Raw genomic sequence first — 13,402 nt, forward strand, 5'->3', positions numbered from 1 at the left:
ATTTTTGTTTTTTATGATTTTAGCGTGTTTTGGTTAAAATTTGCAAGTGATTTTACTTTATAAGCAAAAAGGGGACAAAGCCCCTTGTTTTACTTTATATTAACAACTAAAGTTGCTAAAATCATCTCCACATCACACACTTCTTTATCTTTATAAGGGCGTTCATGAGTAACTTCTAGTAGCCATTTTCCAGGTTTTAGTGCTAAAATTTCTATGACACCTTTTAGGTCCGTTGTACCAGAAAAAGCGTGCTTATCTTTTAAAAATCCATCAAAAGTTCCAGTAACTTTTGCTGTTTTTAACGGCTTACCATCAAGAAATACTTGAACTTTAAACGGTTTATCGACTTTTAATTCAAAAGGATCACTAAGTGGAACTATCTCAATACTTTGTCCTATCGGGCTGTGTATAAAGTTATGCTTTTTATCGCCAATAGATATTACTCTTTTAGCTGCCATAGTGGCAACCTCGCAAAATTCAACATTTTTCACATCTTTTCTAGTTTTATCCATGTGCCACTTACCGTCGCTATCTTGCGACCAAAATGTAGGCTTATAGTCTCCTGCCAAAATATAACTAGCATCAGCTAGCTTTTCAGTAGAAAATTCGTAGTTTTCTCCTGATTGGTTTAGTTTAACTTTTGAGCCGTCTTGTTTTACAATGTAAAGTGGATCAAAAAGTTTAACTCTTTTTTCTGAGATTTTTTCTGGGGTTGGAAAGTCATGCCCATAGCCTATATGCGCATTAAATTTATCCTCATTCTTGCCATCCACCCAAAAATCGTGAGCCATAGAGGTTCCAACTAATCCAGCAACAGCTAGACAAATTAAAGTTTTTTTCATTTTTGCTCCTAATTTGAAAATGTAAAGTTCTATTTTAACTTAATGATAATTAAAATCAAATAAAATTAAGATATATTTTTGATTTTTATTTGATATTTGTTGTTTTTATATTTTTAGAAAGTGGGTTTGGTTATATTTGTAAAAGTTGTTTGTCTTGAAGTTTATATGCACAACTGCACTGTTTTGCTAAATCATTATCGTGAGTAACGATAGCAAGTGCAGCGTTGTTTTCTAGGATGTATTCAAAAAGCACACTCATGACATCGCTTGCCGTTTCTTTGTCTAAATTTCCAGTCGGTTCATCAGCAAAGATGATTCGTGGTTTTTTACTAAGCACTCTTGCGATACTAACTCGTTGTTGTTGCCCTCCGCTTAGTTCGCCAACTTTATTATTTAAAACATGAGAAATTTTAAGCGCATCAAGGTATTTTTGCTCTATTGGTTTGTTGGCTAAAATGCTTGCTAGTTCGATATTTTCAAGTGCATTAAAGCCCTTAAAAAGATAGTGTGCTTGAAATATAATACCAAAGTCAAATCTACGAATTTTTATAAGCTCATCTTGCTTTAGTGAGTAAAGCGATTGTGAGTTATATATAACTTCACCTGAGTTTGGCTTTAAAAGTGTTGAGAGTATGTGAAGAAGGGTGCTTTTGCCACACCCGCTCACACCTAAAATCGCCGTGCTTTCGCCAGCGTTTAAGCTTAGGTTTACATTTTCAAAGAGCGTATAATCATACGCAAAGCCTAGATCTACGCCCTTTAAAATTTCCATTTTTAGCCGATTTGTGCTGCTACTTCTGCCGCAAAGTCATCAACTTTTTTCTCAAGCCCTTCGCCAAGTTCAAAGCGGACATATTTTACTATCTCTATTTTTCCGCCAAGCTCTTTTGACTTTTCAGCTACGATTTGCTCAACAGTCTTTTTATCATCCATTACATAAAACTGACCAAGAAGTGTTAAGCGCTGATCTAGCACGGTATTATCGGCATAAAAACGCTCGATTTTTCCAGGGATGATTTTATCCCAAATTTTCTCTGGTTTGCCTTCAGCTTTTAGCTCATCTTCGATAGCTTTTGTTGCTTTTGCAAGTTCAGCTTCGCCTATCTGGCAGCGACTTGCATATTCTGGAATGTGATGAAGTGGTTTGCCTAAGCGCTTAAGCTCTTCATTCTCTTTTTCAAGCTCAGCACGAAGAGCGATAAATTCTTTCTCAACAAAATCTTTCTCGAGATCTTTATAGCTTATAACTTCTGGCTTCATCGCTGCTGCATGCATGCAAAGATTACGGATAAACTCCTGTGCTTTTTGTGCTACTTCTGCGTTTTCGCAAGCGGCACCGATTAAAACACCAACACGACCGTTTGAATGCACATAGCCATTTACAACGCCATTTGCATCAGCTGTTATAGTTTCAAAGCGGCGAACTACAAGGTTTTCACCGATAGTTGCTATCTGGCTTTTTAGATAATCTTCAAATTTTACACCATTTATAGTACTTGCCGTTAGCTCTTCAACTGTTTTTATCCCATTTGCTTGGATGTGAGCCGTTGTATCTTTTGTTAGTGCTTGGAATTTGTCATTTTTAGCCACAAAGTCAGTTTCTGAGTTTATCTCTGTTATCGTAGCTTGTTTGCATTTTTCGCAAACTTCAACAGCTACAAGACCTTCGCTAGCAAGGCGGTCAGCTTTTTTTGCAGCTTGTCCTAGACCCTTTTCGCGAAGCAAATCAACAGCTTTTTGCATATCGCCATTAGCCTCTGCTAAAGCCTTTTTACAATCCATCATACCAGCTCCAGTGCTTTCGCGGAGCTCTTTTACCATCTGTGCTGTGATTTCCATTACTCTTCATCCTCCGCACCAAAGTCTTCTTCGTTAAGTGCTTCAGCTAAAACTGCATCTTTTTCATCTTGGCTTACTTCTTCTTTGGCATTTTCATCAGTATCTTGCTCAAGTAGTGATTTGCCCTCGTTTATAGCTTCAGCCATCTCTTGGCAGAAAAGCTGAACTGAACGAATCGCATCATCGTTGCCAGGTATTGGGAAATCAACCACATCTGGATCGCAGTTTGTATCAATAGGCGCTACAACTGGCATACCTAGGCGGTTTGCTTCAGCAACGGCGATTTTTTCTTTAACTGTGTCGATAACAAAAACCATATCAGGAAGGCTTTTCATATTTCTGATACCACCAAGAGTTGCAAGCAGCTTCTCTTTCTTGCGGCGCAGCATTAAAGCCTCTTTTTTAGTTAGTAAATTTATAGAGCCATCTTCTTCCATAGTCTCGATAACTTCAAGCTTGCGGATACTTTGGCGGATAGTTCCAAAGTTTGTCATCATGCCACCTAGCCAGCGGTGATTAACATATGGCATACCGCATTTTTCTGCATGCTCTTTTATAGCTTCAACAGCTTGTTTTTTAGTGCCGACAAAAAGGATAGTCTTGCCCTCTGCTGCTGCGTCACGAACAATGTTATAAGTGTAGCGGAAGTAGCGAATTGTCTTTTGTAGATCTATGATATAGATACCTTTTCTCTCGCCAAAGATGTATTTTTTCATCTTTGGGTTCCATCTGCGTGTTTGGTGTCCGAAGTGAACGCCGCACTCTAGCAAATCTCTCATTGTTACCATTATGGTTCTCCTTGTGGGCTATGCCCGAAATTTAGTTTTACCTCCACACCCCTTAACGCTTGAAAATTTTGTTTTAAATTCTCAAATCGCAACCAAATTTAGGACTGGTGTGTGTGAAATAAGGTTTGGATTATACTTAAATTTTTATAAATTTAAGCTAAATTTTTGTATTGCGTACATCTTTATTTGCTATTGTAACATAATAAATTTTAGCTTATAGCTATTCATACAACGCCGCCACTTCATCTGGTATGGCTACTGGGCGGTTTTTGCGCGTATCAAAGTAAAAAAATGTAGTTTTTGCTGTAGCAAGCAGAATTTCACCCCTGTAAAACTCGAAAAATCTAGTTGAAGTAGCCTTTTTATCACGTTCGCTCCAGCTTTTTATAACTATCTCATCATCTAAAAACACGGGCTTTATGTAAGTTGCTTGATTTTCGCGTATAAGCCACACGCCACCGCGCTGTTTTTGCGCTTCAAGCGTATCGCCAACGGAGTTTGAGTGAGCAAAACCTACATCTTGCATTATCTTAAAATAATAGGCATTATTCATATGCCCGTGCATATCGATCGCTTCGCTTGGTACTTTAAATTTATACAAAAACTCTTTCATTTTCTATCCTAGTCTTATAAATTTTTACTCAAAAAAGCCCTTCTTTACGACATCTTGATCTTTTACGCAAAACTCACCTTTTGCGATAACATCATATAAATTTAAATTCTCATCAAACACGGCAAAATCAGCATCATATCCCACTTTTATCTCGCCTTTAAAATTAAGATTTAAAAACTTAGCTGGGTTACATGTCATAAGCGAGATGGCTTTAGAGATGTCTAAAACTTTATCTTTTACAATGTTTTGCAAGGTGTCTAAATTTGACTTGCACGACGCACAGCCATATCCTACTAGCTCGCCTTTATCATTAAATTTTGGAACACTTCCATTACCATCAGAACTCATCGAGATCATATCTAAATTCAAGCCATTTTCAAGCCCATAAGCGATGACTTCATGTAGTGGTGCAAACTTGCTTCCACCAGTTGTGATGTCTATAAAGCCACCCATTTTTTGAAATTTTAACGCCTCGTCAAAGAGATCTTTTGTGCGGGCGCAGTGCGTTGGCGAGAAGTATTGCACTGGAAATTGAGTATGTTTTAGTATGCGAAACACTGCATCTAGCTTGCTTTCAAGACCACCCATATGAATGTGCATGACTCCACCTTTTTTAGAGATCGTACCGCCTATGCGAACCTGGGTTAAAATTTTTATAAGCTCATCATCGCTTGGATAGCTGCTGCGATTGTCAGAAAGGGCGATTTTAACACCGATAACTTTATCTATAAGAACTAAATCTTTGGTAATATTTTGAGTAAAAGTAACGCTTGGCGTAGCGTAAGAGCCAGTGTGGATAAAGGTTGAAATGCCTTCAAATTCAAGTGCCTTTGCCTTTGAGTATAAATTTTCAAGACTTCTTGTACATCCATCAGTGCCAAGTGTCCCAACAAGCGTCGTAGTGCCGTATTTTACGATCTCGCTAAGTTTTATCTCGGGAGTGCGCGAGTGATAGCCAGCCTCCCCGCCACCGCCAGTGATGTGAACATGCATGTCAATAAGCCCTGGAGTTAGGACTTTACCACAAAGATCGTAGGTTTTAAGGTCTGCTATGTTAAGGTTTAGCTCTTTATCGATTGCTAAAATTTTACCTCCACCCACCAAAACATCGGATTTGCCGATATGTTTTGGAGTGTAGAGATTTGCATTTTTAAGTAGTAACATCTTGCGCTCCTTTTACAAAAATATGTAAAATTATAACGCAAATTTGCTTTTTTGATTCAAAATTATTTTATATCAAATGTAAATGTACTTTCATAAACATCTTCATCGCACTTTTTCAAATCAGCATGCGGGGTTTTATGAAGTACGCTAATAGCGTATGTGCCAGCTTTAAAAAGCTTTATGTTTATACGACCTTTATCGTTTGTTTTGCCCCAGAAGGCGCGTTGCTCGTTGTTGTGAGTATTTTCAAGATAAGGACTTATCACGCCTACATCAACTCCAGCAAGAGGCTCGCCCTTAAACAAAACTTGCATACCAAAAAACTCATCTATAGCAAAATTTGCAGGGTTGGTTAGTGGAACTATCTCAAGGGTTTGACCGATTGGTTTTGTAACTATCTCATCGACAACGCCACCAGCATTTATAACGCGTTTCGCACTCATTTTTGCTAACTCGCAGTACTTAATATCTTTGCCATTTGTGCGGTCAGTGTGCATATCCCATTTGCCATCATTTTTTTCGCTCCAAAATGTAGGCTTATACTCGCCAACTGCCATATATGAACCTTTTGTAAGTGCTTTGCCTTCAAAGTTGTAGTTTTTGCCAACTTGTTTGAGTTCGATCTTTTTGCCAGTTTTTTGATCAAGTATAAATGGCTGTTCAAAAAGTTTTATGCGTTTTTCTGAGATCTCTTCAAAGCCTGGGAATTCGTGTCCGTAGCCTATTTTAACATTTAAATCTTTGTCATTATTTGTGACTAGCCAAAAATCGTGTGCGCTTGCAACTGAGACGATAGAACCAGCTAAAAGCAGGCAAAGTGTTTTGTTTATTTTCATTTTTGCTCCTATTTTGAAAATTTAAATCAAGATACTAGCAAAATTTTCCTTTTATGCAACTTAGTTGCAAAGATAGATTAAAACAGCTTAGCTAAAAAGGTAGTTTTTGGGTTTTTGGTTTTAAAGGCAAGAAGTTTTTAATATTTTTATCGGTGTTGCTTAGGATAGATAAATTTTGCAAGCTTGATATAACATCATATCTTAAGTCAAACGATGTTAAAACTTTATAGCTTTAAATTTCTACTTTTTGGACTTATGTCTAGCTCTTTGTGGTTTAGCGTTTCTTTGCGTAGAAATTTCTCTCGTCCTGCTCTAGCTATCATTAGGGCATTATCTGAACAAAACTCAAGCGGAGCAAGAGTAAGTTTGCAGTCAAAATCTTTGCAAAGTTCGCTGATATTGCGGCGTAAAATAGGATTAGCGCTAGCTCCTCCAACTACACCAAAATGTTTAAAATTTTGCTCTTTAAAGATGAGTTTTAGTTTATCCATTATATGAGCACAGGCGGTTTGCTCAAAAGCATAGGCTATGTTTGCCTTATTAGCTTGCAAATTTTCACCTTGCGCTTCTATGGCTAACCTAGCTGCATTTTTAAGCCCTGAAAAGCTGTATTCTAGCCTTTTATCGCCACGAAGTGGGATACTAAATTTAAATTTCTCTTTATCGCTTGCACTTTGTGCTAGATGGCTTATAATCGCTCCACCTGGATATCCAAGCCCCATCATTTTAGCCACTTTATCAAAGCTTTCACCAAAGCTATCATCACTTGTTTGAGCCAAAATTTCAATACAGCCATCTTTGTCGATATTTAGCACTAAAGTGTGTCCGCCACTAACTAGCAAAATGCCAATTGGAATCGAAATTTCACTATTTAAAAATAGCGAGTATATATGACCAACTAGGTGATTAACAGCGATAAGCGGTACATCTAGAGCTATGCTTAAAGATTTTGCCATGCTTACACCGCTAATTAAGCTAACACTAAGTCCAGGCTCATTTGTAACGGCGATAGCTTTTATTTGTTTAAAGTATGGCTTTATATCATTTAAAAGAGCAGGGAGTGCTTGCGTGTGAAGTCTAGCTGCAAGCTCTGGGACTACGCCACCATATACCGAGTGCTCAAGCTCTTGTGAAATTTTTTTATGATATATAAGCTCTAGGTTTTTGCTGTTAATGAGCGCTACAGAGCTATCATCACAACTGCTTTCTATGCCCAGTATCATTCAAACTCCACTAGTATCATGCCTGCGTAGCGATCTGGGGTGCTTGATGTATCATAAAACTCGATACGATAAATTTTGCCAGCTTTATCTACGCTAAAGCTTCTATCAATCATCTTTTTATCTATGTTTTCGCCAGCTTCATCGCTAAATTTTGAGCTATAGCCTATTATATTTGTTCTAATGTTTGGTATTTTTTCAACTTCAAATGCGTTTTTTACCTTTATCGTTTCCCCACTTTCTAGTATGAAGCTCTGTTTATCTGTTAAAATTTTGATATCATCAAGCTTTTTTGCATAGCTGAAATTTTGTGGGATTAGTCTTGTCATTAGGCGGTTTCCATAGCGAACTTCATATCCGTTTTTTACCTTTATAACAGCTACGAGTGGATTGTTACTTTTGTATTTTAGCTCATCTTTTGGAAGCGGTATATAGTTTAGGCTTGGTCGCAAACCTTTTAAATTTAAAACAAAGTAATCATCAAAAAGGCTTAGATGTATATCTTTTTCAATAGCCTCTTTAACAGCTTTTACATTTAGCTCAAATGGTCTTGAAAACTCGATACCAACGAGCTTAAAATACTCTTCTATCGCTAAAAGATGGTAGTAAGTTCTTTGCTCTGCGTTTAAATTTTTACTAGCTTCATTTGCAAAGGCTGACTTGCCTTGAGTAATCGCAAAGTAAGTAAGAGACTTTAACATCTCAACATCACCTTTTGCGGTTTGTGTGTTTTTAACATTATATGCGTGTTCTTTGGTTAGTTTTTTTGTATTTATCCCATTTTTTGTTTGCTCTGCAACTCCACCAAGCTCAGGGTAACTAGCGCCTATAAGCTCAGACTGATCAATGATAACAGTGTTGCCCCATTTATTTGGGTTGCGGTCTTTATTTATAAAAGTTGGCGAATAAAAGCCACTTCCATCGTGTAGATTTAGTATCAAGGAGACATTTTGGTCTGTGATTAAAGATTTTATCTGAGTTACTGCTTTATAGTCAGGATCGCTTTTGTCAATATGTGCAAATTTTCGGTTCATGTCGCCTTTTGTGCCACGACCTCTTTCTATAATGCTTTTAAAATTTAAATTCGGTACAACCCAAAGGCTTCCTTTTGTTATATTATAATCAGTTGCGACTATCGATGCTGCTAAAAATCCTCCTGGCTCATCACCTTGTATGCCACCTATTAAAAGCATAGTATTGTCATCTTGTATACCCTTTTTATAAAGCGTGTAGTCAAACTGAGATGCATTTAAGGATACAAAAATAAAAATCGTTAAAATTTTAATCGCTTTCAAGCATTTTCCTTGCTTTGTGGTAGTATGAGATTAAGCAAAATTCCTATAATCGCACCAAGCCCAATGCCTGAAAAGCTAACTATCTCGAGGTCTATAACCATGCCACCTATGGCAAAGACAAATATTAGCGCTACGATTATCATATTTCGTGGCTCATTTAAATCAGCCTGACTTCTTATAAGCATTTGCATGCCAACGCTTGCTATAACCCCAAAAAGTAGTAACATAATGCCACCTATAACAGGTTGAGGTATGGTTGATAAAAATGCGCCAAGCTTGCCAACAAAAGCTAGAAGTATGGCCGCTATGGCTGCCCAAGTCATAATGGCTGGATTATAAGCTTTTGTAATGCTAACCGCGCCAGTAACCTCTGAGTATGTTGTGTTTGGCGGACCACCAAAAAGTCCGGCTATACTCGTTGCTACACCATCACCAAGTAGAGTGTTTTTAAGTCCTGGTTTTTTTAAGAAATTTTCTTTCGCAACATTTGAGATAGTTAGCATATCTCCGATATGTTCTACTGCTGGGGCTATGGCTATAGGTATCATAAATAAAATAGCTCCAAGCTCAAAACTTGGTGCGGTAAAATCTGGCACTGAAAACCACGAAGCATTAGCAATAGGAGCAAAGTCAACTATACCCATAAAAAGCGATGCGATATAGCCTATTAATATGCCAAAAAGTATAGGTATAAGCCTAAAAATTCCTTTACCAAAAAGCATTAAAAAAATGGTTGCCATAAGCGATAAAAATGCTATTGACATCGCTTGAGTAGGCGTGTAGGCAGTAGCTCCAACACCCATTGTCATCTTTACAGCTGCTGGAGAGAGTATAAGACCTATGGTCATGATAACAGGACCAACAACGACTGGCGGAAGTAGTTTATGGATAAAATTTTCTCCACGAAATCTTATTAAAAAACTTAGCACAACATACAAAAGTCCAGCTGCTATGATACCGCCCATAGTTGCACTAAGCCCCCATTGAGAGATGCTAAAAGTTATAGGCGAGATAAAAGCAAAAGAGCTTGCTAGAAATATAGGTGGCACCTGCTCACGGTTTATTAGCTGAAATGCCAAAGTGCCAACTCCAGCGGTAAAAAGAGCAATATTTGCATTTAGTCCGGTAAGCATAGGCACAAGCACTAATGCACCAAATGCCACGAACAAAAACTGCACCCCAACAAGGCTATCTTTTAGCCTAAATTTATAACCCTCATACTGCTGCATATAACCCCCTAGTATAAGTTCTAACTTCATCATCAAGTTCGTAAATATCGTTTTGGGTTTGTATTTTTATGCCATTAAATTTCTCAAATGCCTTTAAAACAGCCTTTGAAATATCTAAAAACCCACACTCATTTTTTAAAAATTTATATACCATAAACTCGTTTGCGGCATTTACTACAATGCCCATATCTGGAGCTTTTAAAAGCTCATCTTTTAGTGAAAATATAGGATATTTTTTAAGATTTATCTCTTTAAATTTTATAGGTTTTAATGTTAGTAAATTTGCATTTTGTATGATATTTTTATCTATATTTTCAAGCACTGCATGGGCTATAGCAAGCTTCATATCGGCTTTTGAGATATGCGTAACGCTTGAGCCATCAACAAACTCAACAATCGCATGTACCATAGATGTTGGCTCTATATATGCTTGTATATTTTTTGTATTATAAAGCCAGTAAGCCTCCATGACCTCAAAAAGTTTGTTTGCCATGCTTGCGCTGTCTATAGTGATCTTTGCGCCCATATCCCAGTTTGGATGTTTTAATGCATCATTTGCTGTGGCTGTTTTTAGAAATTTTAGTGGCGTTTTATAAAATGCCCCACCACTTGCGGTTATTATAAGTTTTGATACTTTCGTTTTGTTTTGAAGCAAAAATTTCAAGCCAAAATGCTCACTGTCTATTGGCAAAATTTCATCTGTTTTTAGAAATTTTCCACCAACAACAAGGCTTTCTTTGTTTGCTAGTGCGAGAATTTTTCCAAGTTTTTGCGTTGCTATACTTGCTCGAAGTCCCGCAAAGCCAACTATGGCATTTACAACTTTTTGGCTGTTGCAAAGTTCTAGCATATCTAAAATTTCGTTTCCAACAAAGACTTTATCATGCTTTACTTGTGAGCGTAAAGAGCTATCTTGTACGCTCACAAATTTTGGCTTAAATTCTGCTATTTGCTTATTTAATAACCCTACATTTGTCCCGCAACTAAGAGCCTCTACGGCTATATTATGTTGCTTGCAAAGCACAAGAGTGTTTGTGCCTATACTGCCAGTAGAACCAAGAACTACCACGAAAGCGACCAAAGAAGCGCAACAACGCCAAATAAATACCCATCGATCCTATCTAACATACCGCCGTGACCTGGAAAGAGTGAGCCGCTATCTTTTGCTCCTACTAAGCGTTTTAGATAGCTTTCAAACAAGTCTCCCCATACGCTAAAAACGCAGATTAAAAAACTTGCAAAAACGACATGTACAGCAGCGTCCATTACAAAATTTCCACATATAGTCCCAACTATCGTTCCTATCCCAAGTCCGCCTAAAACACCTTCTAAAGTCTTGTTGGGTGAGCTTGGGCTAAATGGGTGTTTGCCAAAAAATTTACCCACAAAATATGCCCCACTATCGCAAGCTACGACTGATAGTATAAGCCAAGCAAGATACTCAATGCCGTACTCTGAATAAAGCATCCAAATAAGAAAAATAGGCGTGGCTGGGTACAAAAATGGTAGCACGGCCTTTATATTATCACTTTTTATGTGCGCAAGTACTGAAACTACGATTATAACAGCTAAAAGAGCGATATATATAGGGTTTGTAAGTAAAGTTAGTGTATAAAAAGCGATCACGATAAAAACAAGGCTTTTTTGATCGATATTATAAAGCTTTAAGGCTTCAAGAAATGCCACGGCAAGGACTATGCCAAGGATTATAAAATTTAAAAAATAGCTATTTATATAAAAGATCGCTAGTATTACAGCAAGCATTGTAAGACCAGTTATCAGACGAGTTTTCATAAATTTTCCTTAATTTTTTGTTGATTTTATCAAAAATTTGCTTATATTTTTATATCGATATGAGTTGGTTCACCATCCTCATCATAAAAAATTTCTTGAATTTGTTCGCTTTTGGCTTCTGGGCTATTGTTGCTGGCTTCGTTTTCATTTTGCATAGCGGCTTGCTCTTGATCGCTTTTTGATTTTTCATGTTCATTTTCTGGGTCGATCTTGTAAGTTTCTTCTGTTGGTCTAATCTCTGTTATCTCGTTATTGTCATCAGCTGCTACTTGCATGGCAAGGGCATTTTGCATGTCAAATCTGGCTTGCTGGCTTGCATTTACAGATGAGACGACGGGAGCATTTTGGTTTATAAAATTTGCATTGCCTATAGGTGTTACCGACATATTATCCCCTTTTATTTTATGACTATTATCGTCTGAAAATCGATATAATTTACATTTGCACCGTGTAAAATTTTCACATTTTGTCGCTTTGTATAATCAACTTCATACCTTCCAGCTCCACTCACGCTAAAATTTACACAAATTTTAGCAGCAAAATTTAAAATCTCATCACTTGGATTTAGCTTGTTTGTTTTTATGATGACATGCGCGCTTGCAATATCTTTCATATGCATCCAGACATCGTTTTTTCGGCTATTTTTAAGAAGCTCTATATTGCCTTTTTCATTTTTTCCTATCGAAATTTTATACTCATTTATATAAAAATTTTGGATATTTTCACTATCGTTATTTTGATTTTTTGATAAATTTGATCTTTTTGGATATAAAATTTCAAGCTCAGAAACTGATGTTGCGTTTTGTAACATCTGCTTTAAATTTGTGTAAAAGTGTAACTTTTCACTTAAATTTTCATGCTCTAAGACTACGCCACTTGCTTTTTGTGCAAGGCGTTTTGCTTTATTAAAGTATGTATTTGCAGATATTTTTGGTGTGCTATCAAGGTTAAATGAAATTTCTTTGCTATCAAAATCTTTTAGCTTAAAGCTTCTTTGATGGTCGCTTAGGTTGGCTAAATTTGCTAGTAAAACTATTCCTTGGAGGCGTAAAATTTCACTTTGTTGGCTTAGTTCGTGTTCGTTTTCAAGGTTATTTAAATTTGCTTTCAGCGCTTCTATTTTTTTATCAATCTGTCCTAGTTTTATGGCTTTTAAATTCGTTAAAAAGCTGCTATTTAGCCTATCAAACTCAGATTTTAAAAAAGTGTGAAAGTCTGTTATGGGGGCAGTTTGTCTCTCTTTTATCTGGATAGGCTCAAGCATCTTTAAAGGCTTATTTGGTTTTATCGTTCTAAAGTCATTTTCTATATGCCTAATCGCGTCGATAATAACGCCGTTTTCATCTGTTATGATGGCATTTGTAAAACACCCAGTAAATTCTAGATAAAACTCACTTTTTATACTTTTGTATGAGCCATCAAGTGAGGTTGAAATTTGTAAAATTCTATTGTTTTCTAGGCATTTTATGCAGGTGATTTTAGCCCCTTTTAGGCGTTTTTTGAGTGCATTATCAAACGGGGCATTATAGTTTTTTATAGTACTAAAATTATCATTTATATAGATTGCAGAGTCTGATTTTGAAAGATCAAAAAATATATTTTTGCCATCAAAATTTATAAGAATTTGCATGTTAGCACTTCTTTTTATATCATTTATTTTTTTGAAATTTGCAAGAAAATCGGCAATTTGTCTTAGGTGCGCGTATTTCATTTTTACCCTTATTTTTTGCGTTATTATACAAAAAAATCTTTATCCTGATAAAAATTCAGATTTTTTTGATA

The 13,402-nt window shown here is 36.6% G+C and carries 14 protein-coding genes; all 14 read right to left on the minus strand.

The features are described from left to right. Positions 1-89: 89 nt before the first annotated feature. A complete protein-coding gene (locus LQV35_RS07190) occupies positions 90-842 on the minus strand; it encodes a DUF4198 domain-containing protein (protein ID WP_230057195.1) in 753 nt (250 codons plus the stop codon). 130 nt (positions 843-972) lie between these two features. Further along, complete coding sequence (locus tag LQV35_RS07195) at positions 973-1,614, minus strand: ABC transporter ATP-binding protein (protein WP_230057196.1); 642 nt, start codon at positions 1,612-1,614, stop codon at positions 973-975. A gap of 2 nt (positions 1,615-1,616) precedes the next feature. Further along, complete coding sequence (tsf, locus tag LQV35_RS07200) at positions 1,617-2,681, minus strand: translation elongation factor Ts (protein WP_230057197.1); 1,065 nt, start codon at positions 2,679-2,681, stop codon at positions 1,617-1,619. Next, positions 2,681-3,469, minus strand: coding sequence for a 30S ribosomal protein S2 (rpsB, locus tag LQV35_RS07205; RefSeq protein WP_230057198.1), 789 nt, complete (start codon positions 3,467-3,469; stop codon positions 2,681-2,683). The genes tsf and rpsB overlap by 1 nt, the downstream gene beginning before the upstream one ends. A 220-nt stretch (positions 3,470-3,689) precedes the next feature. Then, positions 3,690-4,082, minus strand: coding sequence for an acyl-CoA thioesterase (locus LQV35_RS07210; protein WP_230057199.1), 393 nt, complete (start codon positions 4,080-4,082; stop codon positions 3,690-3,692). A gap of 24 nt (positions 4,083-4,106) precedes the next feature. After that, the gene (gene iadA, locus LQV35_RS07215) at positions 4,107-5,246 is read right to left on the minus strand and encodes a beta-aspartyl-peptidase (protein ID WP_230057200.1); all 1,140 of its coding nucleotides are present in this window, start codon (positions 5,244-5,246) and stop codon (positions 4,107-4,109) included. A gap of 62 nt (positions 5,247-5,308) precedes the next feature. Continuing rightward, on the minus strand, positions 5,309-6,082 hold the full coding sequence (locus LQV35_RS07220) for a DUF4198 domain-containing protein (protein ID WP_230057201.1): 774 nt from the start codon (positions 6,080-6,082) through the stop codon (positions 5,309-5,311). A 224-nt stretch (positions 6,083-6,306) separates the two neighbouring features. Continuing rightward, complete coding sequence (gene tsaD / locus LQV35_RS07225) at positions 6,307-7,305, minus strand: tRNA (adenosine(37)-N6)-threonylcarbamoyltransferase complex transferase subunit TsaD (RefSeq protein ID WP_230057202.1); 999 nt, start codon at positions 7,303-7,305, stop codon at positions 6,307-6,309. Beyond that, the gene (locus LQV35_RS07230) at positions 7,302-8,597 is read right to left on the minus strand and encodes a M99 family carboxypeptidase catalytic domain-containing protein (protein WP_230057203.1); all 1,296 of its coding nucleotides are present in this window, start codon (positions 8,595-8,597) and stop codon (positions 7,302-7,304) included. The genes tsaD and LQV35_RS07230 overlap by 4 nt, the downstream gene beginning before the upstream one ends. Next, positions 8,594-9,826 carry a uracil-xanthine permease family protein gene (locus LQV35_RS07235; RefSeq protein ID WP_230057204.1) on the minus strand — a complete coding sequence of 411 codons (1,233 nt, stop codon included), beginning with the start codon at positions 9,824-9,826 and terminating at the stop codon, positions 8,594-8,596. The genes LQV35_RS07230 and LQV35_RS07235 overlap by 4 nt, the downstream gene beginning before the upstream one ends. Continuing rightward, positions 9,813-10,907 carry a 1-deoxy-D-xylulose-5-phosphate reductoisomerase gene (dxr, locus tag LQV35_RS07240; protein WP_230057205.1) on the minus strand — a complete coding sequence of 365 codons (1,095 nt, stop codon included), beginning with the start codon at positions 10,905-10,907 and terminating at the stop codon, positions 9,813-9,815. The genes LQV35_RS07235 and dxr overlap by 14 nt, the downstream gene beginning before the upstream one ends. After that, entirely contained in the window at positions 10,889-11,620 is a 732-nt protein-coding gene (locus tag LQV35_RS07245; protein ID WP_230057206.1) for a phosphatidate cytidylyltransferase, read from the minus strand. The genes dxr and LQV35_RS07245 overlap by 19 nt, the downstream gene beginning before the upstream one ends. A 41-nt stretch (positions 11,621-11,661) precedes the next feature. Next, complete coding sequence (locus LQV35_RS07250; protein WP_230057207.1) at positions 11,662-12,006, minus strand: hypothetical protein; 345 nt, start codon at positions 12,004-12,006, stop codon at positions 11,662-11,664. Between the two features lie 11 nt (positions 12,007-12,017). Beyond that, entirely contained in the window at positions 12,018-13,331 is a 1,314-nt protein-coding gene (locus tag LQV35_RS07255; protein ID WP_230057208.1) for an NFACT RNA binding domain-containing protein, read from the minus strand. Between the last annotated feature and the right edge of the window lie 71 nt (positions 13,332-13,402).

The organism is Campylobacter suis (assembly GCF_905120475.1).
GTDB classification, from domain to species: domain Bacteria; phylum Campylobacterota; class Campylobacteria; order Campylobacterales; family Campylobacteraceae; genus Campylobacter_A; species Campylobacter_A suis.

What these genes read in the sequence shown, in the direction of transcription:
- LQV35_RS07210 (WP_230057199.1), bottom strand. Translation starts at nt 4,082, where the DNA reads ATGAAAGAGTTTTTGTATAAATTTAAAGTACCAAGCGAAGCGATCGAT.
- rpsB (WP_230057198.1), bottom strand. Translation starts at nt 3,469, where the DNA reads ATGGTAACAATGAGAGATTTGCTAGAGTGCGGCGTTCACTTCGGACAC.
- LQV35_RS07250 (WP_230057207.1), bottom strand. Translation starts at nt 12,006, where the DNA reads ATGTCGGTAACACCTATAGGCAATGCAAATTTTATAAACCAAAATGCT.
- LQV35_RS07255 (WP_230057208.1), bottom strand. Translation starts at nt 13,331, where the DNA reads ATGAAATACGCGCACCTAAGACAAATTGCCGATTTTCTTGCAAATTTC.
- LQV35_RS07195 (WP_230057196.1), bottom strand. Translation starts at nt 1,614, where the DNA reads ATGGAAATTTTAAAGGGCGTAGATCTAGGCTTTGCGTATGATTATACG.
- tsaD (WP_230057202.1), bottom strand. Translation starts at nt 7,305, where the DNA reads ATGATACTGGGCATAGAAAGCAGTTGTGATGATAGCTCTGTAGCGCTC.
- LQV35_RS07235 (WP_230057204.1), bottom strand. Translation starts at nt 9,826, where the DNA reads ATGCAGCAGTATGAGGGTTATAAATTTAGGCTAAAAGATAGCCTTGTT.
- LQV35_RS07220 (WP_230057201.1), bottom strand. Translation starts at nt 6,082, where the DNA reads ATGAAAATAAACAAAACACTTTGCCTGCTTTTAGCTGGTTCTATCGTC.
- LQV35_RS07190 (WP_230057195.1), bottom strand. Translation starts at nt 842, where the DNA reads ATGAAAAAAACTTTAATTTGTCTAGCTGTTGCTGGATTAGTTGGAACC.
- LQV35_RS07245 (WP_230057206.1), bottom strand. Translation starts at nt 11,620, where the DNA reads ATGAAAACTCGTCTGATAACTGGTCTTACAATGCTTGCTGTAATACTA.
- tsf (WP_230057197.1), bottom strand. Translation starts at nt 2,681, where the DNA reads ATGGAAATCACAGCACAGATGGTAAAAGAGCTCCGCGAAAGCACTGGA.
- iadA (WP_230057200.1), bottom strand. Translation starts at nt 5,246, where the DNA reads ATGTTACTACTTAAAAATGCAAATCTCTACACTCCAAAACATATCGGC.